Source organism: Streptomyces sp. NPDC001507, from assembly GCF_042894765.1.
Taxonomy (GTDB): domain Bacteria; phylum Actinomycetota; class Actinomycetes; order Streptomycetales; family Streptomycetaceae; genus Streptomyces.
This window is the reverse complement of record NZ_JBIAVV010000005.1, coordinates 47,304-73,225: the sequence shown is the minus strand read 5'-3', so window position 1 is coordinate 73,225 and position 25,922 is coordinate 47,304. Positions and strand designations below refer to the sequence as shown.

The following is a 25,922-nucleotide window of genomic DNA, read 5'->3' as shown; positions in this document are numbered from 1 at the left end:
CACCCGCCGCCCGGCCACCACCCCTCAAGGAGGCCCTTCGGGCCGAAGCGCCTTCTTCGGCATCGCGAACGCTACTAACGGGTAAACCGCGGGACAAGGGTCCGGTCGGCAGCAAAGAAACGTTGGGCCATTCGTAGGGACTCAACAAAGAAACCGAGTGGGGCGCGGCACGCTCTCACAGAGACCTTGGCCACATGACGGGGCTAGGGTTTTCCGAAGGAGTCCTGCGTACCGAGGTGCGACAAGGGATTTCGCGGGTCGGGTGAGCTTCGCATCACGCTCCGTGTGGGCAAGGTCACCATTGGGGACGGGTCGAAGTGCCGTGTCGGCAGTCCCTAAACTCGGCTTGTTTCAAGGAGGGAGCCTCAATCGTGCGCAAGGTGCTCATCGCCAACCGTGGCGAAATCGCTGTCCGCGTGGCCCGGGCCTGCCGGGACGCCGGGATCGCGAGCGTGGCCGTCTACGCGGAACCGGACCGGGACGCTCTGCACGTCCGCGCCGCGGATGAGGCGTTCGCCCTGGGCGGTGACACCCCCGCCACCAGCTACCTGGACATCTCCAAGGTCCTCAACGCCGCCCGCGAAGCCGGCGCGGACGCCGTCCACCCCGGCTACGGGTTCCTCTCGGAGAACGCCGAGTTCGCGCAGGCGGTCCTGGACGCGGGCCTGACCTGGATCGGCCCGCCGCCGCAGGCCATCCGCGACCTGGGCGACAAGGTGGCCGCCCGGCACATCGCCCAGCGCGCCGGCGCCCCCCTGGTGGCCGGCACCCCGGACCCGGTCTCGGGCGCCGACGAGGTCGTGGCGTTCGCCGAGGAGCACGGCCTGCCGATCGCCATCAAGGCGGCCTTCGGCGGCGGCGGGCGCGGGCTGAAGGTCGCCCGGACCCTCGAAGAGGTCCCGGAGCTGTACGACTCCGCCGTCCGTGAGGCGGTGGCCGCCTTCGGCCGCGGCGAGTGCTTCGTGGAGCGCTACCTGGACCGTCCGCGGCACGTGGAGACCCAGTGCCTGGCCGACACCCACGGCAACGTGGTGGTCGTCTCCACCCGTGACTGCTCGCTGCAGCGCCGCCACCAGAAGCTGGTCGAGGAGGCCCCCGCGCCGTTCCTCTCCGACGCCCAGGTCGCCGAGCTGTACCGCGCCTCCAAGGCCATCCTCAAGGAGGCCGGCTACGTCGGCGCGGGCACCTGCGAGTTCCTGGTCGGCCAGGACGGCACGATCTCCTTCCTGGAGGTCAACACCCGCCTCCAGGTCGAGCACCCGGTGACCGAGGAGGTCGCCGGCATCGACCTGGTCCGCGAGATGTTCCGGATCGCCGACGGCGAGGCGCTCGGCTACGACGACCCGGAGCTGCGCGGTCATTCGTTCGAGTTCCGGATCAACGGCGAGGACCCGGGCCGCAACTTCCTGCCCGCCCCCGGCACGGTCACCCGCTTCGACGCACCCTCCGGCCCCGGTGTCCGCCTGGACGCGGGCGTGGAGGCCGGCTCGGTCATCGGCCCCGCCTGGGACTCCCTGCTGGCCAAGCTGGTCATCACCGGAAGGACCCGCGCGGAGGCCCTGCAGCGGGCCGCCCGTGCCCTGGACGAGTTCCAGGTCGAGGGCATGGCCACGGCGATCCCGTTCCACCGCGTCGTCGTCCGTGACCCGGCGTTCGCCCCCGAGCTGACCGGCTCCGAGGACCCCTTCACGGTCCACACCCGCTGGATCGAGACCGAGTTCGTCAACGAGATCAAGCCCTTCACCGCCCCGGCCGACGCCGAGGCCGAGGAGGAGGCCGGCCGCGAGACGGTCGTCGTCGAGGTCGGCGGCAAGCGCCTGGAGGTCTCCCTCCCGGCGTCCCTGGGCATGACCCTGGCCCGCACCGGCCTCGCCGCGGGCGCCAAGCCGAAGCGCCGCGCCGCCAAGAAGTCCGGCCCGGCCGCCTCCGGCGACACCCTCGCCTCGCCGATGCAGGGCACGATCGTCAAGGTCGCGGTCGAGGAGGGCCAGGAGGTCAAGGAGGGTGAGCTGATCGTCGTTCTCGAGGCGATGAAGATGGAGCAGCCCCTCAACGCCCACAAGGCCGGCACCGTCAAGGGCCTCGCGGCCGAGGTCGGCGCGTCCCTCACCTCCGGCGCCGTGATCTGCGAGATCAAGGACTGACGCCACCCCGCACCACACCGCCCGGCGAACGTCACCCGTTCGCCGGGCACCCGACTTTCTGGACGGCTTCCCGGAACATGGAACGCCCCATGCGTGCGGACGCCCGCCGCAACCACGACCGGCTGCTGGCCGAGGCCCGCGCCGTCTTCGCCGAGCACGGCACGGACGCCTCGCTGGAGGACGTGGCCCGCCGGGCGGGCGTGGGCATCGGCACCCTCTACCGCCACTTCCCGAACCGGCACGCCCTGATGAGCGCGGTCTTCGAGGACTCGGTGCGCGAACTTTTGGCCAGGGCCACCGACTTGCAGACCGCGGCCAACCCCTGCCAGGCCCTGCTGACCTGGCTCCGCGAGGTGGTCGCCCATGCGGCGGCGTACCGGGGCCTGTCGAGGGCCCTGATGTCAGCCACCCCGACCTCGGCCCTGTCCCGCTGCGGCACCCCGATGCGGGAGGCGGGCAACGCCCTGCTGACCCGCGCCCAGAACGCGGGCACGGTAAGGGCGGACGTACGGATCACCGACCTGCTCCAACTCACCCACGCCATCGCCCTGGCAGCGGAGGAGTCACCGGGAGACCCGGATCTTGCAGACAGATTGCTGGAACTGACGTTGCGCGGACTCACTCAGGCGCGCGCGGGTAACTGCGCGACCAGCCACAGCGGACCCGCACCCGCGTAACGACCGGCCCCCGCGGCGCCTGGGCACCCTCACCGCCGCCGCATGTCAGCGACCCGTCCCCGCTCGCCCCCCGTCGGCTGCTCGCCCCCCAGCATCGAAGCCGACCGCAGCCCCGCCCCCGGCCCCTGGCTGCGCCGCGGCCCCGGCAGGGCGACGTCCCGGCGCTGTTGGTGCTGCTGGCGCGCCGGGACCTGATCACCCCCCGGGTTCCCGGACGCCCCGGCCACGGCGATCTGCACCCCCTGGTCGGCAAGGGCCTGCAGCTCGGTGACGGCACGGTCGTCGTGGGGCGGCGGCTCGTCGGTGACCAGCCGGGTGATGACATCGGTCGGCACGGTCTGGAACATCGTGTCCGTGCCGAGCTTGGTGTGGTCGGCGAGGATGACGACCTCCGCGGCGGCCTGCACCAGCGCCCGGTCGACGGACGCCGACAGCATGTTGGACGTGGACAGCCCCCGCTCGGCGGTGAGCCCGCTCCCGGACAGGAAGGCCTTCGACACCCGCAGCCCCTGGAGGGACTGCTCGGCACCGGAGCCCACGAGGGCGTAGTTGGACCCGCGGAGCGTCCCGCCGGTCATCACGACCTCGACCCGGTTGGCATGGGCCAGCGCCTGCGCCACCAGCAGCGAGTTGGTGACGACGGTCAGGCCGGGCACTCTCGCCAGCCGGCGGGCGAGCTCCTGCGTGGTGGTACCCGCCCCGACCACGATGGCCTCGCCCTCTTCGACGAGGCTCGCGGCGAGATCGGCGATGGCCGTCTTCTCGGCGGTCGCGAGATGAGATTTCTGCGGAAAGCCGGACTCCCGCGTGAACCCGCCCGGCAGTACCGCACCGCCGTGCCGGCGGTCGAGGAGTCCTTCTGCCTCCAGTGCGCGCACGTCCCGCCGTACGGTCACTTCGGAGGTCTGGACGACGCGGGCGAGCTCACGGAGCGACACGGCCCCGTTCGCTCGCACCATTTCGAGGATCAATTGGCGACGTTCTGCAGCGAACACGAAACTGACAGTAACCCCAACGACCGTCTGCTTTCAGCAGTTTGCGCCGAATAGCAGAAGTTGTTCGCACAGCAGGGTCAGGAGTGGTATAGGACCTACCCACCCCGCCTATGCCGCACGCATGACCGACAACTCCCCGTGACCAGCGGGGAGTCGGTTCCGGCCGTCAGGCTTCCCCGGTCGCCTTCCGCGTGTGCAACTGCCGCGCCACCTCGGCGATCGACCCCGAAAGAGACGGGTACACGGTGAACGCGTTCGCGATCTGTTCGACCGTCAGATTGTTGTCGACGGCGATCGAGATCGGATGGATGAGCTCCGAGGCCCGCGGCGAGACGACCACACCGCCGACCACGATCCCGGTGCCCGGCCGGCAGAACATCTTCACGAAGCCGTCCCGGATGCCCTGCATCTTCGCGCGCGGGTTGCGCAGCAGCGGCAGCTTCACCACGCGGGCGTCGATCTTGCCCGCGTCCACGTCGGCCTGCGTGTAGCCCACCGTCGCGATCTCGGGATCGGTGAAGACGTTCGACGAGACGGTCTTCAGGCTCAGCGGAGCCACCGCGTCACCGAGGAAGTGGTACATCGCGATCCGCCCCTGCATGGCGGCCACCGACGCCAGCGCGAACACACCCGTCACGTCACCGGCGGCGTACACCCCCGGAGCCGTGGTCCGCGACACCTTGTCGGTCCAGATGTGCCCGGAGTCGCGCAGCTTCACGCCGGCCTCCTCCAGCCCCAGCCCCGCGCTGTTCGGAATGGCACCGACGGCCATCAGGCAGTGCGAACCGCTGATGACCCGGCCGTCCGCGAGCGTGACCTCGACCCGGTCCCCGACCCGCTTCGCCGCGGCCGCCCGCGACCGCGCCATGACGTTCATGCCCCGGCGCCGGAAGACATCCTCCAGGACGGCGGCCGCGTCCGGGTCCTCACCCGGCAGCACCCGGTCCCGCGAGGACACCAGCGTGACCCGCGACCCCAGCGCCTGGTACGCACCGGCGAACTCGGCACCGGTCACACCCGACCCGACCACGATCAGCTCTTCGGGCAGCTCGGTCAGGTCGTACACCTGGGTCCAGTTCAGGATCCGCTCGCCGTCGGGCAGGGCGTCGGGCACCTCGCGCGGATGCCCGCCGGTCGCGATCAGCACCGCGTCCGCGACCAGAGTCTCCTCACTGCCGTCCGCGGCGCTGACGACGACCTTCCGCGACCCGTCCAGGGCCTGCATGCCCTCCAGCCGCCCACGCCCCCGCATGACCCGCGCACCGGCCCGAGTCACCGAAGCGGTGATGTCGTGCGACTGCGCCAGCGCAAGCCGCTTCACACGCCGGTTGACCTTCCCCAGGTCGACTCCGACCACCCGGGCGGCCTGCTCCAGCGGCGGGGTGTCATCGGCGACGATGATCCCCAGTTCCTCGTACGACGAATCGAAGGTCGTCATGACCTCGGCCGTAGCGATAAGGGTCTTCGACGGCACGCAGTCGGTCAGCACCGACGCTCCGCCCAGACCGTCGCAGTCGACGACGGTCACCTCCGCGCCGAGCTGCGCGGCCACCAGCGCCGCTTCATAGCCGCCGGGTCCGCCACCGATGATCACGATCCGAGTCACGTACTCCATTGTCCCGCACGCTTCAAGGTGCTATTGCCCCGGGGCGGCGCCGGGCGCTCACGGGGACGGGAGTGACACCCGTGACGCCTGCCGTACCCTCTCCCCATGTCGTCGCTCTACGCCGCGTACGCCGGCAATCTCGACGCGCGGCTGATGTCCCGCCGCGCCCCGCACTCGCCCCTGCGCGCCACCGGCTGGCTGAACGGCTGGCGGCTGACCTTCGGCGGCGAGCAGATGGGCTGGGAGGGCGCCCTGGCGACCATCGTCGAGGACCCCGTCTCCCAGGTCTTCGTCGGCCTGTACGACATCGCCCCGATGGACGAGGAGTCCATGGACCGCTGGGAGGGCGTCGGCCTGGGCATCTACCGCCGCGCCAAGGTCCGCGTGCACACCCTGGAGGGCGAGGAGACCGCCTGGCTCTACGTCCTCGACGGCTACGAGGGCGGCCTGCCCTCCGCCCGCTACCTGGGCGAGATCGCCGACGCGGCCGAGTCCGCGGGCGCACCACACGATTACGTGATGGAACTGCGCAAGCGGCCCTGCTGACACACCGCGTCCCCACGCTTGTGTGACCGCCTGGACGACCGCGCCCCCATCGACGAGTGACATCCCGGAACCGGCACAGACCCCCCACAGCCAGTTCAAAAGTCGTCCGCGTCACGCCCTCTCGTCGGAAACGACAAGACAACGATCGCAATCCCATGAGCTCCGTCATCTACGCGCGTAGGCCCAGACCGGCTACTCTCATGCGCGTGAACGCATCTCTTCTTCCGGACGACATCCAGGGCGACCCCCACGCCGCCGCCGACGCGGCCGCCGCCCGCCTGCGCGAGCTCACGGGCGCCGACACCCACGACGTCGCCCTCGTGATGGGCTCCGGCTGGGGCCCGGCCGTCGACGCCCTGGGCGCTCCCGACGCCGAGTTCCAGGTCACCGAGCTGCCCGGCTTCCCGCCGCCGGCCGTAGCGGGACACGGCGGCAAGATCCGCTCGTACTCCTCCGGTGACAAGCGCGCGCTGGTCTTCCTGGGCCGCACGCACTACTACGAGGGCCGGGGCGTCGCCGCCGTCGCCCACGGCGTCCGCACCGCCGTGGCCGCCGGCTGCAAGACGATCATCCTGACCAACGGCTGCGGCGGCCTGCGCGAGGGCATGCGTCCCGGACAGCCGGTCCTCATCAGCGACCACATCAACCTGACGGCGACCTCCCCCATCGTCGGCGCCAACTTCGTCGACCTCACCGACCTCTACTCGCCCCGCCTGCGCGCCCTGTGCAAGGAGATCGACCCCAGCCTCGAAGAGGGCGTCTACGCGCAGTTCCCCGGCCCGCACTACGAGACTCCGGCCGAGATCCGCATGGCCCGCGTGATCGGGGCGGACCTGGTGGGCATGTCGACGGTCCTGGAGGCGATCGCTGCGCGCGAGGCGGGCGCCGAGGTCCTCGGCATCTCCCTCGTCACCAACCTCGCCGCGGGCATGACGGGCGAGCCCCTCAACCACGAGGAGGTCCTCCAGGCGGGCCGCGACTCGGCGGCACGCATGGGCGAGCTGCTGGCGCAGGTACTGGGCAGGCTCTGAGGACGCCATCCGGGTTGCCACGTACGGTCCGACCGCGTCCACAGGACCGTCGTGGCTGATCGCGCAGTTCCCCGCGCCCCTTACGGGGCGCTGCAGTCACCCCGGACAGAAACGGAACGGGACGCCGCAGTCACCCCGGACAGAAACGGAACGGGACGCTGCTGTACCCCCGACAGAACGAAACGGGACGCCGCAGTCACCCCCGACAGAACGGAACGTGACGCCGCAGCGGGATGCTGCGGGCGCCCCGACAGAAATGGGACCGGAATGGGACGGGGTGCTGCGGACGCGCACGGCGGGAAGGGGACGGGGCGGGGAGTTTCCGCCCGCAGCGGCCGGCGTTCGGTACCCGCACCCCTCAGGATGGTCCACCGCCGGCCCGAGGACGGAGACTCCGCGCCCCGGCCCCGACTCACCCACCGCCCGTAGGCGCTACGCGCACCCCCACCGAAGCCGCGGATGCGCCGCAGGCACACCACGAGAGGTTGGACGACGACCGTGCACGACGATCTCATCGCCCGGGCCCGAGCCTGGCAGACCGAGGACCCCGACCCGGACACCCGCGACGAGCTCGCCAAGCTCATCGACTCCGGTGACGTCACCGAACTGTCGGCCCGCTTCAGCGGCACCCTCCAGTTCGGCACCGCAGGCCTCCGCGGCGAACTCGGCGCCGGCCCGATGCGCATGAACCGCGCCGTCGTCATCCGCGCCGCCGCCGGCCTCGCCGCGTACCTGAAGAGCCACGGCCATGCCACCGGCACCGTCGTCATCGGCTACGACGCCCGCCACAAGTCCGCCGACTTCGCCCGCGACACCGCCGCGGTCATGACCGGCGCCGGCCTCAAGGCCGTCGTACTCCCCCGCCCCCTCCCCACCCCCGTCCTCGCGTTCGCCATACGGCACCTCGGCGCGGTCGCCGGCGTGGAGGTCACCGCCAGCCACAACCCGCCCCGCGACAACGGCTACAAGGTCTACCTCGGCGACGGCTCCCAGATCGTCCCGCCCGCGGACGCGGAGATCGCCGCCGAGATCGAGGCGATCACCACCCTCCACGACGTCCCCCGCCCCGACACCGGCTGGGAAACCCTCGACGACACGGTCCTGGACGCCTACCTGGCCCGTACCGACGCGGTCCTGGCCGAGGGCTCCCCCCGCACCGCCCGCACGGTCTACACGGCCATGCACGGCGTCGGCAGGGACACCCTCCTCGCCGCCTTCGCCCGCGCCGGCTTCCCCGCCCCCGTCCTCGTCACCGAACAGGCCGACCCGGACCCGGACTTCCCGACCGTCGCCTTCCCCAACCCGGAAGAGCCCGGCGCGATGGACCTCGCCTTCGCGAAGGCCCGCGAGACCGACCCCGACCTGATCATCGCCAACGACCCCGACGCCGACCGCTGCGCCGCGGCCGTCAAGGACGACGGCGCATGGCGCATGCTCCGCGGCGACGAGGTCGGCTCCCTCCTCGCCGCCCACCTGGTCCGCCGCGGCGCCACCGGCGTCTTCGCCGAGTCGATCGTCTCCTCCTCCCTCCTCGGCCGCATCGCCGAGAAGGCGGGCCTCCCCTACGAGGAGACCCTCACCGGCTTCAAGTGGATCGCCCGCGTCGACGGCCTGCGCTACGGCTACGAGGAGGCCCTCGGCTACTGCGTCGACCCCGACGGCGTCCGCGACAAGGACGGCATCACCGCGGCCCTCCTGATCACCGAGCTGGCCTCGGTCCTCAAGGAGGAGGGCCGTACCCTCCTGGACCTCCTCGACGACCTCGCCGTGGAGCACGGCCTGCACGCCACCGACCAGCTCTCGGTCCGCGTCGAGGACCTCTCCGTCATCGCCGACGCGATGCGACGCCTCCGCGAGCAGCCCCCGACCGACCTCGCGGGCCTCCCCGTCACCAAGGCCGAGGACCTCACCCAGGGCACCGCCACCCTGCCCCCCACCGACGGCCTCCGCTACACCCTCACCGGCGCCCGCGTCGTCGTCCGCCCGAGCGGCACCGAACCGAAGCTGAAGTGCTATCTGGAGGTGGTGGTCCCGGTGGCCGCGCACGCCGACCTCCCGTCGGCCCGCGCCACCGCCACCGCCCTGCTCGCGGCGATCAAGCACGACCTGTCCGCCGCGGCCGGCATCTGACGCCCGCCGGGGTGCCTCTCCGCCAGGGGCACCCCTACGGGTGATTTCGCGACGGCGACCGACCCACCCACCGCGCCCCGCCCCGGCTCCCGGGGAACGGTGATCCGGTACCGCCCGCCGCAGCCGTCGTACTGGAGCCGCCGCCGTGTCCTCGACCGCCCCCGACACCGCCTCCCGCGGGCACATCCCGGGCACCCGACGACCCCGCCTCCCCACCGCGGCCGTGCCCCGCCACGCCCTGCGCCGGGCGGCTCCGGCGCTCGCCGCGTACCTCGCCGTACGCCTCACCGGCCTGGTGTTCCTGACCGTCTGGGCGCACCGGCGCCACCACGGCGTGTGGCCGATGCTGGCCACGCAGTGGGACTCCCGCTGGTACCTCGGCATCGCGGACCACGGGTACACGCACACTCTCGGCACCGCGTACGACCACAACAACCTGGCGTTCTTCCCGCTGTACCCGCTCCTGGTGAAGGCCGTCGCGGTGCTGACCCCGGGCACCCGGGCCAGCACCGGACTGGCCCTCGCGTGGCTGGCGTCCCTGGTCGCCGCCTGGGGGGTCTTCGCGGTGGGCGACCGCCTTGCCGGCCGCCGGGTCGGCGTTCTCCTCACCGTGCTGTGGGCGGCGTACCCGGTGGGCCTGGTCCAGTGGATGGGCTACACCGAATCCCTGTTCACGGCGTTCGCCGCGTGGACGCTGTACGCGGTGCTGACCGAGCGCTGGCTGTACGCGGCGGCCGGCTCGGTCCTCGCCGGCCTGACCCGGCCGACCGGCATCGCCGTGGCCGCCGCGGTCACCGTCACCGCCCTGCTCTCCCTCCGCGCCCGCTTCTCGCCGCGTGCCCTGACGGCTGCCCTGGTGGCCCCGCTCGGCTGGTGCGCGTACGTCGGCTGGGTGGGCGTCAGACTCCACCGCTGGGACGGCTACTTCGCCGTACAGCGGATGTGGCACAACGAGCTGGACGGCGGCGCGGAGACCCTGCGCTGGCTGCGGCACCTGTTCGGGCAGGTCTCGCGCCCGGAGCTGTTCCTGGTCGTGGTGAGCCTGACGATGCTGGCCTCGGTCGTCCTGTTCGGACTGGCCGCGACGGACCGGCAGCCGCTTCCGCTGCTCGTCTTCAGTGCGGTCCTGCTGCTGATCGTGGTGGCCAGCGGCGGCGTCTACTTCCCCCGTGCCCGCTTCCTCCTCCCCGGCTTCCCGCTGCTGCTGCCGGTCGCCGGGTATCTCGCCCGCGCCTCGGCACGCGTGCGCGTCCTCGCCCTGACGGCGGCCGTCGCGGGCTCGGCGTACTGCGGCGCGTACATGCTCCTGGTGTGGCCGAGCGCGCCGTGACCTGACCGCCGAGGCCGCGCTTCATGCCCTGGGCAACCCCCGGACAACCTCGCCCAGGGGGGCGCCGGCCCCTCGGACCCCTTCAGGCCTCCGCCAGGAACGCCGAGACCGCCTCGGTGAACGCCTCGGGCGCCGCGCGGTGGATCAGGTGTCCGACCGGGACCGTGACCAGGCGCCCGCGAGGGATGCGGCGGGCGAGTTCGGCGACGCCGTCCTGGGGGACATGGCTCTGCGGACCGCCGGCGAGCACGAGGGTCTCGGCGGTGATCCGGCCGAGCCGCTCCAGCCACCCGGGGTCGGGCCGGTCGATCTGCCGCCTGACGGCCGGCACCACTTCCCAGTCGAAGCCCAGGGGGCCGTCCGGCCTGGCCGGGGTGACCGGCTCCCGGGGGCGGGGGACCGGCACGTCCTCCAGGACGAGCCGGCTCACCCGCCGCGGACGGTCCGCGGCGAGCAGGTAGGCGACGACCCCGCCCATGGAGTGCCCGATCAGCTCCACCGGTCCGGATCCCAGCGCGTCCAGGAACCGGAACACGTCGTCCCGCATGAGTTCGAGCGAGTACTCCCCCGGCCAGTCGCTGCGGCCATGACCGCGAAGATCGAGGGCGTACACCCTTCGGCTCCGGGCGAGCGCGGGCACCACCGCCGCCCAGTCGGCGGCGTCCTCGCCCAGCGCGTGCAACAGGACGAGCGGCGGGGCAGCCGCGGGACCCCACGTCCGGCAGGCCAGCCGGACCCCGCCGACGCCGATCGCGCGTTGCTCAGCCATGTCCGGAGGATATGCGGACGGCTCCCGCCCCGGCCCGGTGTTCACCAGCGGCCGAACCACCCTCGGTCAGCCGCCCGGCCGCGCGGTTCCGGGCCCGACCGTCGACAGCGGGCGCCGCCGTCAGCCCGCGACCCGCAGCAGGAGCTTGCCGGTGCTGGTGCGGCCGCCCATCAGACGGTGGGCATCCGCCGCCTCCTCCAGGGCGAACTCGGCCGTGACCGGAAGGGTCACCGTGCCGTCCGCGGCCTTCCCGAAGGCCCGGGCGGACAGCTCCCGCAGCACGTCCGGCGCCGTCTGGGCCAGCGTCAGGACGGAGAACCCGGCGACCGACAGGCCCCGCGGATACAGCTCCGGCTGGCCCGCCGTCCAGGCCGGTTCGCCGCTCGCGTTGCCGTAGGAGACCAGGCGGCCGAAGCGGGCCAGGGCCGACAGGCTCGCGCGCAGCGTCCTGCCACCGACGGGGTCGAGGGCCAGGTCGACGCCCCGGCCGCCGGTGGCCTCCCGCACCGGCTCCTCGAAGTCGCCGACGAAGACCTCGTCGTAGCCGTGGTCCCGCGCGTACGACGCCTTCGCCGCGCCCGACACCACGCCGTACACCGCGGCCGCGCCCGCCGCCTTCGCCAGTTGCCCGGCCGCCGTGCCGACCCCGCCGGCGGCGCCCTGCACGAGGACGGTCTCGCCGGGCTGGAGGCGGCCGACGGTGTGGACGAGGGCGTACGCCGTCGGCAGGACGGACGGGAGCGTGGCTCCAGTGCGCAGGTCCGCCCCCGCCGGCAGCGGGAAGACCATGGCCGCCTCCGTCACGACCACGTCCGCGTAGCCGCCGCCCTGCGTCAGCGCGGCCACCTCCTGGCCGACGGCGAGGTCCGTGACACCGGCACCGAGATCCCGGACGCGGCCCGAGACCTCGAGTCCCGGACGGAACGGCAGGCCCGGCACCCGGTAGCCCTCCGAACGGGCCTTGAGGTCGGCGAAGTTCACGCCCGCGTACGCCACGTCGATGCCCACCTCACCGGGGCCCGGTTCGGGGACCGCCGCCTCGACGGTCTTCAGGACCTCCGGACCGCCGTATTCCTGCAACTCGACCGCGCGCACGGCTCACACCCCTCAGCAAGTGTTCAACACGAATCGAACACTCGGGAGTGTATGGTTTTCATCGAACACTCGGCAAGCGGACCACGGCGACGAGGAGGACGGCATGACCGGCACGAGCCCCGGCCACCGGGCCGCCCCCGAGCACACCCACCCCGACGAGGTGCCCGTCCTCACCGCGCTCGCCGCCCTCGCCGACCCGGTACGCCTCACGCTCGTCAGGGAGCTGGCCGCCGGCGCCGACTGGACCCGCAGCTGCGGCAGCTTCGACGTGCCCGTCGGCAAGGCCGCCCTCAGCCACCACTTCGCCGTACTCCGGGCGGCCGGCCTCGTCGAACAGCGGGACGAGGGCCCACGCCGCGTCAACCGCCTCCGCCGCCCGGAGTTCGAGGCCCGCTTCCCGGGCCTCCTCGACCTCGTCCTGCGACCGGAGCCGCACCCGTAGCCGGGAGGGGAACCGATCGGAAAACGTGTCGCGTGCCGTCGGCCCGACCGGGCGTCAAAGGAATCAGGTCGACGACGACTCACCGCTCCGTCAGTTTCGCCGCCCACGGGTGTCCGGGATGTGCGCGCGTCAGCCACGCCCTGAGAGCGTCCCGCCGTGCCCGGCTCAGCAGCGGCAGGACCCCGTCGAAGTCGGCGTGATCCTTGGCCCGCGGCTCCTTCGCCTTGAACAGCAGCACCAACTCCGGTACCAGGTACGGGATGCCGTCCGCCGTCCGTTCGGTGATCGCGTCGTACGGCAGCCGCAGGCTCTCGTCCCGTCGGCAGATCCAGGTGCCGCCCTCGTGCGGCTCGCGGAAGACGTCGAAGAGGAACCGGCCGCTCACCGGATCCCGGGCCCACGTCTGGTGCGTCGCCGCGAGCACCTCCTCTCCCGCCGCTGCCCAGACGCGTCCCGAGCCCACCGCGTCGAACACGTACTCGGGGAAGCGGTCACGAACCTCCGCGAACCCCGCCACGGGTACGGCGATCTCCAGGTCGCCGTGGGGCCGCGACTGCTCCCCGCGGAACAGGTCCAGCGCCCACCCGGCCGCGACGCACCAGGGCACGCCGACCCCGCCCAGCCGGTCCGCGACCTGCTCCGGCCGCCACGGGTCCGCCCAGCGAGCGGTCAGTTCACCGGCGCCGGGAACAGCACCGCCGGGCGGCAGGGAATCAGGCACCACCGCAACGTACCGCCACACATCACAAGATCCTTCACGCCGGATCAGCGCAGGCACGATCACCCGTACGCGCGATGGTGCCTCAGTAAGTTTCGAAGTAATTTCAAAGTCATGAGTGCCGAGAGTGCGGCCGTGAACTTCTCCGAGCTGGTGAACAAGAACAAGCAGACACTTGCCCGGCTCCGGGATTCGCCGAGACTGCTCCTGCACCGCAGGGACGGTGAGGACCTGGTTCTCACCACCGTCGCGCGGGCCGAACAGGACCAGACCGTGGTGTCCGCGGCCACCCGGATGCTGGCCGCGATCGCGCGCCGGGAACCCGGCACCATGGAACTGCTCCTCGACATCCTGCCGGACGCCTTCCCCTGGGTCCGCTTCCTGCCCGAGCCCGATCTCCATGCCTTCGCCGTCGAACTGGTCGACACCATGCGCGCCGCCGACTCGGTCGGCAACAGTGCCTCCGTCGCGCAGTTGCTCATCGCCTGGCAGCACACCGCCGAGATCCACTCCGACCCCGAGCTGCTGGCCGCGCTGACCAGGGATCACGGCGAGGACTACGGCCCGGTCCCGGACCCTCGGGACGTCCCATGACCGCGGGCCGCGGTGACCGCGTCGCGCCACCGGCGCCGGACAGCCACTGGGAAGTCCGCTTCGCCGACGCCGCTTCGGCCAAGGGCTGGGAGAACCTCGCTCAGCAGGCCCGCCAGGACACCTACCGCGCCTGGGTCACCCTGCGCACCGCCCCCCCGGCCAGCCGTCGAGACACCTCGGCACCACCGGCTCAAGGGCGGTCTGGCCCACGGCACCCACCGCGGGCAGACCTGTGAGCAGTGGCAGATCGAGGTGGCCGGCGCCGGCCGCATCTGGTACCTCCTCGACACCGGCCGGGAGACCTGCTGGATCACGTTCGCAGGCACAGGGCACCCGCGCGCCACCGACCGACACTGAAAACCGGCCGGATCCGAGCTTCCGCATTTTCTGGACTTGCCGGTCCATTTCCCTCGGCGCACAGTGGTCCGCACCTGACGACGGACCACGTGACACGGAGGGTTGATCATGACCATGCGGCTGACCGGCAAGACCGCGCTGGTGACCGGTGCGACCAGCAATATCGGGCGGGCGATCGCGGAGGCGTTCGCCGCGGAGGGGGCGCATGTCGTCGTCTCGGGGCGGAGCGCGGAACGAGGGGCGGAGGTGGTCGAGGGGATCAGGGCCCGGGGCGGCCGGGCCGACTTCGTACGGGCCGACCTGGACGGCAGCGCCGCCGCGTCGCGGGCCCTCGCCGAGGAGGCGACGCGGGTGCTGGGCGGTCATGTCGACGTGCTCGTCAACAACGCGGGCGTCTATCCCGGCGACGCGACCCCCGCCACCGACGAGAAGACCTTCGACCAGGTCTACGCGGTCAACGTCAAGGCCCCGTTCTTCCTGACCGCGGCCGTCGCACCCGCCATGGCGGAGGTCGGGGGCGGGGCGATCGTCAACCTGGGGTCCTGGATCGCGCGGCTGGGTGTGCCCGTGGGCGCGCTGTACAGCTCCACCAAGGGGGCGATGGAGACGCTGACCCGGGCGTGGGCGGCGGAGTTCGGGGCGCAGGGGGTGCGGGTGAACGCGATCTCGCCGGGCGTGGTGCTGGCGGCGGACGCCGAGCACGCCGGGGTCGCCGAGGCGATGATGACGGGGACACCGGCGGGCCGGATGGGCACGCCGGAGGAGATCGCGAGCGCGGCGGTGTACCTGGCGGCCGACGAGTCGTCGTTCGTGCACGGGGTCGTGCTCGACGTGGACGGCGGCCGTACCACCGCGGCGGTCATCGCGGCGTAGCCGCCGGGGCGGGGTCCAGGTCGCGTCGCAGGTCCGCGATCCCCTGGTCGAGGGCGGCCCGCAGGTGGGCGGAGCGTCCCGTCGACAGCAGGATGGACGCACCGCCCTGGATCGCGGCGAGCAGGGCGGCGGCCCGCGCGTCGACGTCCACGTCCGCGTCGGTCCCGGGGCCGCTGTTGGCCCGTACGGCGCGGATGCCCGCCGCGAGGCTCTCCTGCCACTGCCGCAACAGCTCGACCACGATCGCCCGCGCGCCCGGCGTCGACCGTCCGACCTGGAGGAACAGCGACCCGAGCGGACAGGTGTCGCCCTGCGTCTCGTAGCGGGCGACCACCACGTCCCGCCACCGCTGCCAGTCCTCCCAGGATTCGAGGCGGCCGAGATACGGCTGCTGGTCCTCCAGCACCTGCTCCGCCTCGAACCGCGCGACGGCGAGCAGCAGCTCGTCCTTGCCGTCCGGGAAGTAGTGGAACAGCTGACTCTTGCTGGTGCCGGACCGGGCCATGACGTCGTCCAGCGTCACCGTGCCGACGCCACGTTCCCGCAGCACCTCGGCGGCCCCCTCGACGATCCGGCGCCGGGTGGCCTTCCCCTTCGCCGTCAGCACCTTGTGCCGCATCGCACCCGCCTCCGCACAGTGGACCGCACAGTCCACTCTAGCTCCACGGGCTCCACGTGCTCAGCCGGCGAGGGCCACGCTGCCGACGGCGCCGCCGACGCTGCTGCTGAGCAGGCCGTTACGGCGCCACAGGTGCAGTCCGACGCCCACCGCGAGCACGGCGAGGCGCGCGTGACGCGCGACCGGCTCAGCGGCAGGTCGCGCAGGCACGGGGCCCCCTCGCCACACGGCACCGACACCCCTTAGGGCGCGGGACCTCCTCGCCACACGGCACCGACACCCCCCTAGAGGCTGCGGCGCCTCCTCGCCCCACGGCACCACCAACCCCCTAGAGGCTGCGGCGCCTCCTCGCCCCACGGCACCACCAACCCCCTAGGGGCGCGGGGAACTGCGCGAACACCCCCACCGGGCCGCACCCGGCCGACCACCCGCGCCCCCCACCACGGCCCTACCCCACCACCAGCAGGATCGCCAGCAGCACCGCCCCCGCCACCGCCGGCGCAGCCACCTCGTACGCCCACCGCACCGTGACCTCACCCTGCGCCGACTCCGCCGGCCCCCTGCTCTCCAGCATCTCCCGCAGGTCGTCCATGACCTTGTCGGTCTCCGCACGCATCGGCCCGTCCGCCTGCTCGGCCGCGGCCTGCCCCCCGAATCCCCCGAAGCCGCCGAACCCCCCGAGCCCGCGTCCGGCGCCCCCGGCCCCCGGCCCGGTCCGCCCGCGCCGCGCGTCCGCCTCCGACTTCGCCTGCTGCCGTGCCGCCTTCTTGCGGCCCCGCAGGGACACCGGGATCGCCCACAGCTGGTACTTCGCGCCGGACTTGACGACCACCTCGTTGGAGAACCCGGACCGCAGCGAGGCGATCTCCCCCCACGGCAGTGTGATCACCCGGAACGGGTTCCGTACCCGCAGCCGGTCCTCGCCCGCGAACACCGCGGGGCGCAGGGTGAATGCGACGACCAGCGGCACGATGAGGATGAGTGCGGCGAGGGCCAGCCAGGGGGTGTGGCCGTGCCCCCGGATCAGCGCGTCGATACCGAGCCAGAGGACGATGACGAGGAGCAGTACGCCACCGATCAGCGCCTGGGGCGAGCGGTAGATGCGGTCCTTGACGAGAGGCGTGGTCATAGCGCCGATTCTGCACCAGACGTTCGCATCGGCGCGGTGGGGGCATCATGGCCGTACGCGAGTGCGGGTCGTACGTGGTCGCTCGCGCGGTTCCCCCGCGCCCCTTCGTCGCCCCTTCGGGGCGCGAGCTCGGCCGCCGCCGAGAAGAACCGTTCCCTCGGGGTGTACAGCCGCTACGCGCGTAGATATGCTCGGCTGGTGACCATGCCCACCACCGCACCCCACGCACTTGCTGACGTCACCGCGTCCGACAGCACGCTGCGCCGCTTCCTCCACGGGCTGCCCGGCGTCGACGCGGTCGGCCTGGAGGCGCGTGCCGCCTCCCTCGGCACCCGTTCCATCAAGACCACCGCGAAGGCGTACGCCATCGACCTCGCCATCTCGATGGTCGACCTGACGACGCTGGAAGGCGCGGACACCCCGGGCAAGGTCCGGGCGCTCGGCGCCAAGGCGGTCCACCCGGACCCGACGGACCGGACGACCCCGGCCACGGCCGCCGTCTGCGTCTACCCCGACATGGTGGCCACCGCGAAGGAGGCCGTCGCCGGTTCGTCCGTCAAGGTCGCCTCCGTCGCCACCGCCTTCCCGGCCGGCCGCGCCGCACTCGACGTCAAGCTCGCCGACGTACGCGACGCCGTGAGCGCCGGCGCCGACGAGATCGACATGGTCATCGACCGGGGCGCGTTCCTCGCGGGGAACTACCTGAAGGTGTACGACGAGATCACCGCCGTGAAGGAGGCCTCGGGCGCGGCCCGCCTGAAGGTCATCTTCGAGACCGGCGAGCTGTCGACGTACGACAACATCCGCCGGGCCTCCTGGCTGGGCATGCTCGCGGGCGCCGACTTCATCAAGACGTCGACCGGCAAGGTCGCGGTGAACGCCACCCCGGCGAACACCCTCCTCATGCTGGAGGCCGTGCGCGACTTCCGGGCGCAGACCGGCGTCCAGGTCGGGGTCAAGCCCGCCGGCGGGATCCGGACCAGCAAGGACGCGATCAAGTTCCTCGTCCTCGTCAACGAGACCGCCGGTGCGGACTGGCTGGACAACCACTGGTTCCGCTTCGGTGCCTCCTCGCTCCTGAACGACCTGCTGATGCAGCGTCAGAAGCTGGCCACCGGCCGCTACTCCGGCCCCGACTACGTGACGGTGGACTGATCACCATGGCCAAGGAAAAGATGACCACCGCATTCGAGTACGCACCGGCGCCCGAGTCCCGCTCCGTCGTCGACATCGCGCCCTCCTACGGCCTCTTCATCGACGGCGAGTTCACGGACGCGGCCGACGGCAAGGTCTTCAAGACGGTCAGCCCGTCGACCGAGGAGGTCCTCTCCGAGGTCGCCCGCGCCGGCGCCGAGGACGTGGACCGGGCCGTCAAGGCCGCCCGCAAGGCGTTCGAGAAGTGGTCCGCGCTGCCGGGCTCCGAGCGCGCCAAGTACCTCTTCCGCATCGCCCGCATCATCCAGGAGCGCAGCCGTGAGCTGGCCGTCCTGGAGACGCTGGACAACGGCAAGCCGATCAAGGAGACGCGCGACGCCGACCTCCCGCTGGTCGCCGCGCACTTCTTCTACTACGCGGGCTGGGCCGACAAGCTCGACCACGCCGGCTACGGCGCGAACCCGCAGCCGCTCGGCGTGGCCGGCCAGGTCATCCCCTGGAACTTCCCGCTCCTGATGCTGGCCTGGAAGATCGCCCCGGCGCTCGCCACCGGCAACACCGTGGTCCTGAAGCCCGCCGAGACGACTCCCCTCTCCGCCCTCTTCTTCGCGGACATCTGCCGCCAGGCGGGCCTGCCCAAGGGTGTCGTCAACATCCTCCCGGGCTACGGCGACGCGGGCGCCGCGCTCGTCGCCCACCCCGACGTCAACAAGGTCGCCTTCACCGGCTCCACCGCCGTCGGCAAGGAGATCGCCCGGACCGTCGCGGGCACCCGCAAGAAGCTCACCCTCGAACTGGGCGGCAAGGGCGCGAACATCGTCTTCGACGACGCACCGATCGACCAGGCCGTCGAAGGCATCGTCACCGGCATCTTCTTCAACCAGGGCCAGGTCTGCTGCGCGGGCTCCCGCCTCCTCGTGCAGGAGTCGATCCACGACGAGCTGCTCGACTCCCTCAAGCGCCGCCTGTCCACGCTCCGCCTCGGCGATCCGCTGGACAAGAACACCGACATCGGCGCGATCAACTCCGCGGAGCAGCTGGCCCGCATCACCGCCCTCGCCGACCAGGGCGCGGCCGAGGGCGCCGAGCGCTGGTCCCCGGCCTGTGAACTGCCCTCCGCCGGCTACTGGTTCGCGCCGACGCTCTTCACGAACGTCACCCAGGCCCACACCATCGCCCGCGACGAGATCTTCGGCCCCGTCCTGTCGGTCCTGACCTTCCGGACGCCGGACGAGGCGGTCGCCAAGGCCAACAACACCCAGTACGGCCTCTCCGCCGGCATCTGGACCGAGAAGGGATCGCGGATCCTGGCGGTCGCGAACAAGCTGCGCGCCGGTGTCGTCTGGTCCAACACGTTCAACAAGTTCGACCCGACCTCGCCGTTCGGCGGGTACAAGGAGTCGGGCTTCGGCCGCGAGGGCGGCCGCCACGGCCTGGAGGCATACCTCGATGTCTGATCGCCTGTCTGTCTTCAAGACCTACAAGCTGTACGTCGGCGGGAAGTTCCCGCGTTCCGAGAGCGGCCGGGTGTACGAGGTGACCGACTCCAAGGGCAACTGGCTGGCCAACGCACCGCAGTCGAGCCGCAAGGACGCCCGGGACGCGGTGGTCGCCGCCCGCAAGGCGTTCGGCGGCTGGGCGGGCGCCACCGCCTACAACCGGGGCCAGGTCCTCTACCGCGTCGCGGAGATGCTGGAGGGCCGCCGCGACCAGTTCGTGCGCGAGGTCGCCGACGCGGAGGGCCTCGGCAAGTCCAAGGCGGCCGCGGTCGTGGACGCGACCGTCGACCGCTGGGTCTGGTACGCGGGCTGGACCGACAAGATCGCCCAGGTGACCGGCGGCGGCAACCCGGTCGCGGGCCCGTTCTTCAACCTCTCCTCCCCCGAACCCACGGGCGTCGTCGCCGTCCTGGCCCCGCAGGAGTCGTCGTTCCTGGGCCTGGTGTCGGTGGTCGCGCCGGTGATCGCGACCGGCAACACCGCGGTCGTCGTCGCCAGCGAGAAGGCGCCGCTCCCGGCCCTGTCCCTCGCCGAGGTGCTCGCGACGTCCGACGTGCCGGGCGGAGTCGTCAACGTCCTCTCCGGCCGTACGGCGGAGATCGCCGCGCCGCTGGCCGCCCATCAGGACGTCAACGCGATCGACCTCGCGGGCGCCGACGAGGTGCTGGCCAAGGAGCTGGAGATCGCGGCGGCCGACAACCTCAAGCGAGTCCTGCGTCCACAGCCTGTGGACGACTGGACGGCGACGCCCGGGACCGACCGCATGACGGCGTTCCTGGAGACGAAGACGGTGTGGCACCCGACGGGGGCACTGGGCGCGTCCGGTTCTTCTTACTGACGCGCACCGCAGCGCCCGAAAGGGGGGTGGGGAACTGCGCGACCAGCAACGGCCGGGCCCGCAGTTCCCCACCACGCTCAGCCCTTCAGGATCCGCCCCGCCACCGGCAACGCCCCGACCGACGGCGCCTGCGCCACCGGGCCCGTCACCATCTTCGACGTCAGCGGCTTGAAGTCGGCCAGCTGCGTGCCCAGCCCGTTGTCCAGCGGGTCGACTCCCGTGCCCGCGAGGGGGTTGGGCTTCAGGCCCGCCACCGGGCCGGTGACGTACGGCAGCATGGCGGTGAGCACCCGTACGCCCGCCTGCGGGTCGATGTGACCGAGCGAGGTGGGGCGGGTGTGGACCACGTCCACCGCGGGCCGGGTGTCCGCGGCCGCCGTCGCGGCGCCCGCGCCGAGCGCCACACCCGCCGTGGCAAGGGCGGTGAGAGCGCGCCGGGCGGTCGGGGTCGGGGGGGACGCGTGTCGGGCCATCAGTGGTGCCACCTTCTGGTGCGCAGGGTAATCATGTCGGCACACAGGGTAGTTGAGGTGTGACTCACGCTCCAAAGCCGACCCGCGGGGTCGGCAGGAGGCCCCCCATACGTCAAACTGGTGTTCCGTGAGCATTCATCCCCCGTCCCCCGCCCGCGTCGTGCTGCTGTGCGGCCCCTCGGGCTCGGGCAAGTCACTGGTCGCAGCCCGTTCCGGGCTTCCCGTCCTGCGCCTCGACGACTTCTACAAGGAGGGCGACGACCCGACTCTGCCGCTGGTGCCGGGGAGTTCGGACATCGACTGGGACCACCCGGAGTCCTGGGACGCGGAGGTCGCGGTCGAGGCGATCGGGCGGCTGTGCGCGACCGGTTCGGCGCCGGTACCGGTGTATGACATAGCACTGAGCGCCCGCACCGGCGCCGAGACGCTGGACATCGGGCGCACCCCGCTCTTCATCGCCGAGGGCATCTTCGCCGCCGAGATCGTGGAGCGCTGCCGTGAACTGGGGTTCCTGGCCGACGCTCTGTGCCTCAGCCGGGGCCCGGTGAAGACGTTCCGGCGCCGGTTCCTGCGCGATCTCAAGGAGGGCCGCAAGTCGGTCCCGTTCCTGCTGCGGCGCGGCTGGCGGCTGATGCGGGCGGAGCGCACGATCGTGTCCCGCCAGGTGGCGCTGGGCGCGTACGCGTGCGACCGGGACGAGGCGCTGGGCCGGATGGCCGCCGCTGCCGTGGGCCGGCAGGGGACGGGGAAGACCACCGCAACCATCAATTGAGGAACCACGACGGCGAGCAACCGCCTCCGCGAGAGCGGCGCCGGTCCAGGCACAAAAGGTGCGGGACTGGACGGACCCCCCGGCCCTCCAGTCCCGCTTCCCCCGTTGCTCCGCCGAACACCCCCGTGTCCCCCGTGGCGGAGCTCCCCCGTGCTTTCCCCCCCCGGGTCCCCCCGGACCCGTTCCCCCGTGGTCCCCCGTCCCCCGGTTCTCCCCCGTCAGGATCCCCCCGGATCCCCTCACCTTCAGGCGACGAGCTCCCCGAAGGCGTCCTCCTCGTCACGGCCGAAGCTGAGGACCTCGTCCTCGCGCAGCCGGCGGAGCGACCGCCAGATGCTGGACTTCACCGTGCCGACACTGATGTCGAGGATCTCCGCGATCTCCGGGTCCGTGCGGCCCTCGTAGTAGCGCAGGACCAGCATGGTGCGCTGGAGTTCGGGGAGCCGGGACAGCGCCTGCCACAGGACCGCGCGCAGCTCGGTGCCGCTCATCGCGTCCGTGTCGCCGGGCGTCTCCGGCAGTTCCTCGGTCGGGTACTCGTTGAGCTTGCGGCGCCGCCAGGCGCTGATGTGCAGGTTGGTCATGGTGCGGCGCAGGTACCCGCCCACGGCCGCCTTGTCGCTGATCCGGTCCCACGCCCGGTACGTCGAGAACAGCGCGCTCTGCAGCAGGTCCTCGGCCTCGTAGCGGTCGCCGGTCAGGTGGTAGGCGGTCGCGTACAGGGAGGCGCGGCGCTCCTGGACGTAGGCGGTGAACTCCGCCTCGGTCAGCGAGCGGCGCTCCCCCGTGTCCTCCCTGTAGGCGGATCCCCCGTGTGCTTCCCCCGTGCAGCTGTCAACCACCGTCATGTAACCGGTGTGCTGACGTCCGGTGCCGCGAGCGCACCCCCGCCCGCTCACGGCACCGGACTTCTCGGAACCCCGGTTCACGTCGTGCAGACGCGTGATCACTGCGCTGGTGCTGTGGCTGATCAGCGTGTTCATCTCGCGCCCCCCGTCGTGGACTTCCGGTAGTTCGGCTTGCTCAGGCCGCTCGCCGTGTTCGCTCGCTTGCCTGTGCCGAAAAGACTGCCGGGCCACCTTCACGGCCGTATCCGCCGACTGTCACAGACCTGTCACAGGGGTCCGGCACAGAACGTCCACAGAGAGTGCACAGGCGGTGACGGTACGGAGCTCTGCGGGGAGCTGCGCGCCGCACAGGTCGTACGACGGGGCCCGCATGGGCCAGAATGAGCCCGTGCCTTCCCTGTTGCTGATCGAGGACGACGACGCCATCCGCACGGCCCTGGAGCTCTCTCTGACGCGCCAGGGGCACCGGGTGGCCACCGCTGCGACCGGTGAGGACGGTCTGAAGCTGTTGCGTGAGCAGCGGCCCGATCTGATCGTCCTCGATGTCATGCTGCCCGGCATCGACGGGTTCGAGGTGTGCCGGCGGATCCGGCGCACGGACCAGTTGCCGATCATCCTGCTGACCGCGCGCAGCGACGACATCGACGTGGTGGTCGGGCTGGAGTCCGGTGCCGACGACTATGTCGTCAAGCCGGTCCAGGGCCGGGTGCTCGACGCCCGGATCCGGGCCGTGCTGCGCCGCGGGGAGCGGGAGTCCAGTGACTCGGCGACCTACGGCAACGTCGTCATCGACCGGTCCGCGATGACCGTGACGAAGAACGGCGAGGATCTCCAGCTGACGCCGACCGAGCTGCGGCTGCTGCTCGAACTGAGCCGGCGGCCGGGGCAGGCGCTGTCCCGGCAGCAGTTGCTGCGGCTGGTCTGGGAGCACGACTACCTCGGTGACTCGCGGCTGGTGGACGCGTGCGTGCAGCGGCTGCGCGCCAAGGTGGAGGACGTGCCCTCGTCCCCGACCCTCATCCGTACCGTGCGTGGTGTCGGCTACCGCCTGGACGCCCCTCAGTGACGGACGTGCAGGGGGGTTTCCGCGGCTGGGCCGCGGATCGCAAGGGAGCCATGTCCCGGCTGCGCTTCACCAGTCTGCGACTGCGGCTCGTCGTCGTCTTCGGGCTCGTCGCGCTGACCGCCGCCGTGTCCGCGTCCGGCATCGCGTACTGGCTCAACCGCGAGGCCGTGCTCACCCGCACCCAGGACGCGGTGCTGCGCGACTTCCAGCAGGAGATGCAGAACCGCGCCGGGGCGCTGCCCGTGCACCCGACGCAGGACGAACTGCAGCGCACGGCCGGGCAGATGGCCAACAGCAGCCAGCGGTTCAGCGTGCTGCTGGTCGGCCGGGACAGCAACGGCAAGACGGTGTATGGCAGTTCGGACGGGCTCAGCGCGTTCGCGCTGGATGACGTGCCGACCTCGCTGCGCAAGGCCGTCGACAGGCAGCAGAAGGTGACCGACAGCAACAAGTCGGCCTACCACCTGTACTGGCAGCGGGTCGTCGACCACGGCACGCCGTATCTCGTCGCCGGCACGCGGCTGATCGGCGGCGGCCCGACCGGCTACATGATGAAGTCCCTGGAGCCGGAAGCGAAGGACCTCAACTCGCTGGCCTGGTCGCTGGGGATCGCCACGGGGCTCGCGCTCATCGGGTCGGCGCTGCTGGCGCAGGCCGCCGCCACGACCGTGCTGAAGCCGGTGCACCGGCTCGGGGTCGCCGCCCGGCGGCTCGGCGAGGGCAAGCTGGACACCCGGCTGCGGGTCTCCGGGACGGACGAACTCGCGGATCTGTCGCGGACGTTCAACGACGCGGCCGAGGCGCTGGAGAAGCGGGTCGACGACATGGCGGCGCGCGACGACGCCTCGCGGCGGTTCGTCGCGGACATGAGCCACGAACTGCGCACCCCGCTCACCGCGATCACCGCCGTGACGGAGATCCTGGAGGAGGAGCTGGAGGCGGAGTCCGGGTCGATGGACCCGATGATCGAGCCCGCCGTCCGGCTGGTCGTCAGCGAGACGCGCCGCCTCAACGACCTCGTCGAGAACCTGATGGAGGTCACCCGCTTCGACGCCGGTACGGCCCGGCTCGTCCTCGACGACGTCGACATCGCCGACCAGATCACCGCCTGCATCGACGCCCGCGCCTGGCTGGACGCGGTGGACCTGGACGCCGAGCGCGGCATCCACGCCCGCCTCGACCCGCGCCGCCTCGACGTCATCCTCGCCAACCTGATCGGCAACGCGCTCAAGCACGGCGGTTCGCCGGTACGGGTGTCGGTGCGGATAGACGGAGACGAACTGGTCGTCGCCGTACGGGACCACGGTCCGGGTATCCCGGAGGACGTGCTGCCGCACGTCTTCGACCGGTTCTACAAGGCCAGCGCCTCCCGGCCGCGCTCCGAGGGCAGCGGCCTGGGCCTGTCCATCGCGACGGAGAACGCCCGCATCCACGGCGGCTCGATCACCGCCGCGAACTCCCCCGAGGGCGGCGCGGTGTTCACCCTCCGACTGCCCCGGGACGCCTCACGGCTGACGGAGGAGAACAAGGACGCCGGGAAGGCCGGGGACACCGGGGAGAAGAGCGCCTGATGCACGTACGAAGACTCCTGGCCGTCGCCGGGCTGGCGCTGGCGCTCTCCGGGTGCGGGATCCGGGCCACCGAGGTGCCGACCGACTTCGGCGGGGCGCCCTCGCGGGTGCCGTGCTCGATGACGCAGCCGGACGTGTCCGCGCAGGACGAGCGCGGGGTTCCGGTGCAGGTGTTCCTGCTGTGCGGTTCGTCGCTGGTGACCGTCGACCGCCAGGTGCGGGTGCCGGACGGGTCGGCGGACGCCAAGCGGCGGGTCATCGTCGCCCAGGGGCTGCTCGACCAGCTCGCCGAGACGCCGTCGGCCGCCGAGAAGGAGGCGGGCTACACGACGTACGTGCGGGGCGGGATGAGCGTGTGGGGGCCGCGGGCCGGGGATCCCGACGACACGCTGCGGCTGAGCACGTCGCCGCCGCAGCTGACGTCGTACGCGCTCGCCCAGATCGTGTGCACGCTGTCCGACTCGGCGGCCGCGGAGGGGGACGGGTCGGTGATCCTGGGCGGGCCGGGTCGGGAGCCGTTGCGGCGGTACGCGTGCACGGACGCGGTGCGGAACGCACCGAGCGGAAACCGCCCGCCGTCCACCGAGGTCGCCTCCGGGTGAGGGGCAGCGCCCCGTAAGCGACGTGACGGGCAGCGCCCCTGCA

General features: G+C 72.1%; 26 protein-coding genes. 16 read left to right on the top strand and 10 right to left on the bottom strand.

Annotation, left to right across the window (positions count from 1 at the left end):
• Positions 1-371: 371 nt before the first annotated feature.
• Both ACFY0K_RS17550 and ACFY0K_RS17545 read left to right on the top strand, forming a co-directional pair.
• Complete coding sequence (locus tag ACFY0K_RS17550; protein ID WP_390640592.1) at positions 372-2,144, top strand: acetyl/propionyl/methylcrotonyl-CoA carboxylase subunit alpha; 1,773 nt, start codon at positions 372-374, stop codon at positions 2,142-2,144.
• An 89-nt stretch (positions 2,145-2,233) separates the two neighbouring features.
• Positions 2,234-2,821 carry a TetR/AcrR family transcriptional regulator gene (locus tag ACFY0K_RS17545; RefSeq protein ID WP_390640591.1) on the top strand — a complete coding sequence of 196 codons (588 nt, stop codon included), beginning with the start codon at positions 2,234-2,236 and terminating at the stop codon, positions 2,819-2,821.
• Positions 2,822-2,850: 29 nt separating this feature from the next.
• Here the strand turns inward: ACFY0K_RS17545 and ACFY0K_RS17540 are convergent, their stop codons facing one another.
• Together ACFY0K_RS17540 and ACFY0K_RS17535 are read right to left on the bottom strand one after the other, a co-directional pair.
• Entirely contained in the window at positions 2,851-3,816 is a 966-nt protein-coding gene (locus tag ACFY0K_RS17540; protein WP_390640590.1) for a DeoR/GlpR family DNA-binding transcription regulator, read from the bottom strand.
• Positions 3,817-3,982: 166 nt separating this feature from the next.
• Positions 3,983-5,431, bottom strand: a complete 1,449-nt coding sequence (locus ACFY0K_RS17535; RefSeq protein WP_351959407.1) for an NAD(P)H-quinone dehydrogenase — start codon at positions 5,429-5,431, stop codon at positions 3,983-3,985.
• Positions 5,432-5,527: 96 nt separating this feature from the next.
• Here ACFY0K_RS17535 and ACFY0K_RS17530 point away from each other — a divergent pair, with 96 nt between their 5' ends.
• The 4 genes from ACFY0K_RS17530 (at position 5,528) to ACFY0K_RS17515 (ending at position 10,459) form a co-directional block, all read left to right on the top strand.
• Positions 5,528-5,968, top strand: coding sequence for a gamma-glutamylcyclotransferase (locus tag ACFY0K_RS17530; protein ID WP_390640589.1), 441 nt, complete (start codon positions 5,528-5,530; stop codon positions 5,966-5,968).
• Between the two features lie 206 nt (positions 5,969-6,174).
• Positions 6,175-6,999, top strand: coding sequence for a purine-nucleoside phosphorylase (locus tag ACFY0K_RS17525; protein WP_352354687.1), 825 nt, complete (start codon positions 6,175-6,177; stop codon positions 6,997-6,999).
• A gap of 498 nt (positions 7,000-7,497) precedes the next feature.
• Positions 7,498-9,129: a phospho-sugar mutase gene (locus tag ACFY0K_RS17520; protein ID WP_390640588.1), complete on the top strand. Its 1,632-nt coding sequence runs from the start codon at positions 7,498-7,500 to the stop codon at positions 9,127-9,129.
• Between the two features lie 145 nt (positions 9,130-9,274).
• Positions 9,275-10,459, top strand: coding sequence for a hypothetical protein (locus ACFY0K_RS17515; RefSeq protein WP_390640587.1), 1,185 nt, complete (start codon positions 9,275-9,277; stop codon positions 10,457-10,459).
• Between the two features lie 82 nt (positions 10,460-10,541).
• Here the strand turns inward: ACFY0K_RS17515 and ACFY0K_RS17510 are convergent, their stop codons facing one another.
• Positions 10,542-11,228 (bottom strand): alpha/beta fold hydrolase, encoded by a 687-nt coding sequence (locus tag ACFY0K_RS17510; protein ID WP_390640586.1) that lies wholly within the window; start codon positions 11,226-11,228, stop codon positions 10,542-10,544.
• A 120-nt stretch (positions 11,229-11,348) separates the two neighbouring features.
• Positions 11,349-12,323 (bottom strand): zinc-binding alcohol dehydrogenase family protein, encoded by a 975-nt coding sequence (locus ACFY0K_RS17505; RefSeq protein WP_390640585.1) that lies wholly within the window; start codon positions 12,321-12,323, stop codon positions 11,349-11,351.
• Between the two features lie 103 nt (positions 12,324-12,426).
• On the opposite strand from ACFY0K_RS17505, the gene ACFY0K_RS17500 reads away from it, so the two are divergent.
• A complete protein-coding gene (locus ACFY0K_RS17500; protein ID WP_390640584.1) occupies positions 12,427-12,765 on the top strand; it encodes an ArsR/SmtB family transcription factor in 339 nt (112 codons plus the stop codon).
• A 79-nt stretch (positions 12,766-12,844) separates the two neighbouring features.
• Here ACFY0K_RS17500 and ACFY0K_RS17495 read toward each other — a convergent pair whose 3' ends face one another.
• Positions 12,845-13,486 carry a nucleotidyltransferase domain-containing protein gene (locus ACFY0K_RS17495; protein WP_390640583.1) on the bottom strand — a complete coding sequence of 214 codons (642 nt, stop codon included), beginning with the start codon at positions 13,484-13,486 and terminating at the stop codon, positions 12,845-12,847.
• Positions 13,487-13,597: 111 nt separating this feature from the next.
• Between ACFY0K_RS17495 and ACFY0K_RS17490 the strand changes: the two genes are divergently transcribed.
• Positions 13,598-14,077 (top strand): hypothetical protein, encoded by a 480-nt coding sequence (locus tag ACFY0K_RS17490; RefSeq protein WP_390640582.1) that lies wholly within the window; start codon positions 13,598-13,600, stop codon positions 14,075-14,077.
• A gap of 465 nt (positions 14,078-14,542) precedes the next feature.
• The gene (locus ACFY0K_RS17485) at positions 14,543-15,307 is read left to right on the top strand and encodes an SDR family NAD(P)-dependent oxidoreductase (RefSeq protein ID WP_390640581.1); all 765 of its coding nucleotides are present in this window, start codon (positions 14,543-14,545) and stop codon (positions 15,305-15,307) included.
• Here the strand turns inward: ACFY0K_RS17485 and ACFY0K_RS17480 are convergent.
• The 3 genes from ACFY0K_RS17480 to ACFY0K_RS17470 form a co-directional block, all read right to left on the bottom strand.
• Complete coding sequence (locus tag ACFY0K_RS17480; RefSeq protein ID WP_390640580.1) at positions 15,294-15,926, bottom strand: TetR/AcrR family transcriptional regulator; 633 nt, start codon at positions 15,924-15,926, stop codon at positions 15,294-15,296. The two genes, ACFY0K_RS17485 and ACFY0K_RS17480, sit on opposite strands and share 14 nt — an antisense overlap.
• Positions 15,927-15,986: 60 nt before the next feature.
• Complete coding sequence (locus tag ACFY0K_RS17475) at positions 15,987-16,136, bottom strand: hypothetical protein (RefSeq protein WP_390640579.1); 150 nt, start codon at positions 16,134-16,136, stop codon at positions 15,987-15,989.
• 238 nt (positions 16,137-16,374) lie between these two features.
• Positions 16,375-17,055: a PH domain-containing protein gene (locus ACFY0K_RS17470; protein ID WP_390640578.1), complete on the bottom strand. Its 681-nt coding sequence runs from the start codon at positions 17,053-17,055 to the stop codon at positions 16,375-16,377.
• A 204-nt stretch (positions 17,056-17,259) separates the two neighbouring features.
• On the opposite strand from ACFY0K_RS17470, the gene deoC reads away from it, so the two are divergent.
• Genes deoC through ACFY0K_RS17455 form a run of 3 tightly spaced genes read left to right on the top strand, consistent with a single transcriptional unit; the run spans position 17,260 to position 20,547 of the window.
• The gene (gene deoC / locus ACFY0K_RS17465) at positions 17,260-18,210 is read left to right on the top strand and encodes a deoxyribose-phosphate aldolase (protein ID WP_382726449.1); all 951 of its coding nucleotides are present in this window, start codon (positions 17,260-17,262) and stop codon (positions 18,208-18,210) included.
• A 20-nt stretch (positions 18,211-18,230) separates the two neighbouring features.
• On the top strand, positions 18,231-19,667 hold the full coding sequence (locus tag ACFY0K_RS17460) for an aldehyde dehydrogenase family protein (protein ID WP_351959392.1): 1,437 nt from the start codon (positions 18,231-18,233) through the stop codon (positions 19,665-19,667).
• Entirely contained in the window at positions 19,660-20,547 is an 888-nt protein-coding gene (locus tag ACFY0K_RS17455) for an aldehyde dehydrogenase family protein (RefSeq protein ID WP_351959391.1), read from the top strand. The genes ACFY0K_RS17460 and ACFY0K_RS17455 overlap by 8 nt, the downstream gene beginning before the upstream one ends.
• Before the next feature lie 77 nt (positions 20,548-20,624).
• Here ACFY0K_RS17455 and ACFY0K_RS17450 read toward each other — a convergent pair whose 3' ends face one another.
• Positions 20,625-21,020, bottom strand: a complete 396-nt coding sequence (locus tag ACFY0K_RS17450; RefSeq protein ID WP_390640577.1) for a hypothetical protein — start codon at positions 21,018-21,020, stop codon at positions 20,625-20,627.
• 127 nt (positions 21,021-21,147) lie between these two features.
• Between ACFY0K_RS17450 and ACFY0K_RS17445 the strand changes: the two genes are divergently transcribed.
• Positions 21,148-21,792: a uridine kinase gene (locus ACFY0K_RS17445; RefSeq protein ID WP_390640576.1), complete on the top strand. Its 645-nt coding sequence runs from the start codon at positions 21,148-21,150 to the stop codon at positions 21,790-21,792.
• Positions 21,793-22,037: 245 nt separating this feature from the next.
• On the opposite strand, the gene ACFY0K_RS17440 is transcribed toward ACFY0K_RS17445, so the two are convergent.
• Positions 22,038-22,775: a SigE family RNA polymerase sigma factor gene (locus tag ACFY0K_RS17440; protein ID WP_390640575.1), complete on the bottom strand. Its 738-nt coding sequence runs from the start codon at positions 22,773-22,775 to the stop codon at positions 22,038-22,040.
• A gap of 253 nt (positions 22,776-23,028) precedes the next feature.
• Between ACFY0K_RS17440 and afsQ1 the strand changes: the two genes are divergently transcribed.
• The 3 genes from afsQ1 to ACFY0K_RS17425 are packed head-to-tail and all read left to right on the top strand — an operon-like array spanning position 23,029 to position 25,879.
• Positions 23,029-23,706, top strand: a complete 678-nt coding sequence (gene afsQ1 / locus ACFY0K_RS17435; RefSeq protein WP_174855921.1) for a two-component system response regulator AfsQ1 — start codon at positions 23,029-23,031, stop codon at positions 23,704-23,706.
• Positions 23,703-25,277, top strand: a complete 1,575-nt coding sequence (locus ACFY0K_RS17430) for an ATP-binding protein (RefSeq protein WP_390640574.1) — start codon at positions 23,703-23,705, stop codon at positions 25,275-25,277. Before afsQ1 ends, ACFY0K_RS17430 begins: the two co-directional genes overlap by 4 nt.
• Entirely contained in the window at positions 25,277-25,879 is a 603-nt protein-coding gene (locus tag ACFY0K_RS17425; protein ID WP_390640573.1) for a hypothetical protein, read from the top strand. The genes ACFY0K_RS17430 and ACFY0K_RS17425 overlap by 1 nt, the downstream gene beginning before the upstream one ends.
• Positions 25,880-25,922: the final 43 nt, after the last annotated feature.

Bases quoted from the DNA above. Each gene is read 5' to 3' on its own strand.
- ACFY0K_RS17455 (WP_351959391.1), top strand. From the start codon at position 19,660: ATGTCTGATCGCCTGTCTGTCTTCAAGACCTACAAGCTGTACGTCGGC.
- ACFY0K_RS17500 (WP_390640584.1), top strand. From the start codon at position 12,427: ATGACCGGCACGAGCCCCGGCCACCGGGCCGCCCCCGAGCACACCCAC.
- deoC (WP_382726449.1), top strand. From the start codon at position 17,260: ATGCCCACCACCGCACCCCACGCACTTGCTGACGTCACCGCGTCCGAC.
- ACFY0K_RS17510 (WP_390640586.1), bottom strand. From the start codon at position 11,228: ATGGCTGAGCAACGCGCGATCGGCGTCGGCGGGGTCCGGCTGGCCTGC.
- ACFY0K_RS17450 (WP_390640577.1), bottom strand. From the start codon at position 21,020: ATGGCCCGACACGCGTCCCCCCCGACCCCGACCGCCCGGCGCGCTCTC.
- ACFY0K_RS17545 (WP_390640591.1), top strand. From the start codon at position 2,234: ATGCGTGCGGACGCCCGCCGCAACCACGACCGGCTGCTGGCCGAGGCC.
- ACFY0K_RS17530 (WP_390640589.1), top strand. From the start codon at position 5,528: ATGTCGTCGCTCTACGCCGCGTACGCCGGCAATCTCGACGCGCGGCTG.
- ACFY0K_RS17490 (WP_390640582.1), top strand. From the start codon at position 13,598: ATGAGTGCCGAGAGTGCGGCCGTGAACTTCTCCGAGCTGGTGAACAAG.
- ACFY0K_RS17480 (WP_390640580.1), bottom strand. From the start codon at position 15,926: ATGCGGCACAAGGTGCTGACGGCGAAGGGGAAGGCCACCCGGCGCCGG.
- ACFY0K_RS17440 (WP_390640575.1), bottom strand. From the start codon at position 22,775: ATGAACACGCTGATCAGCCACAGCACCAGCGCAGTGATCACGCGTCTG.
- ACFY0K_RS17460 (WP_351959392.1), top strand. From the start codon at position 18,231: ATGACCACCGCATTCGAGTACGCACCGGCGCCCGAGTCCCGCTCCGTC.
- ACFY0K_RS17470 (WP_390640578.1), bottom strand. From the start codon at position 17,055: ATGACCACGCCTCTCGTCAAGGACCGCATCTACCGCTCGCCCCAGGCG.
- ACFY0K_RS17535 (WP_351959407.1), bottom strand. From the start codon at position 5,431: ATGGAGTACGTGACTCGGATCGTGATCATCGGTGGCGGACCCGGCGGC.
- ACFY0K_RS17485 (WP_390640581.1), top strand. From the start codon at position 14,543: ATGACCATGCGGCTGACCGGCAAGACCGCGCTGGTGACCGGTGCGACC.
- ACFY0K_RS17425 (WP_390640573.1), top strand. From the start codon at position 25,277: ATGCACGTACGAAGACTCCTGGCCGTCGCCGGGCTGGCGCTGGCGCTC.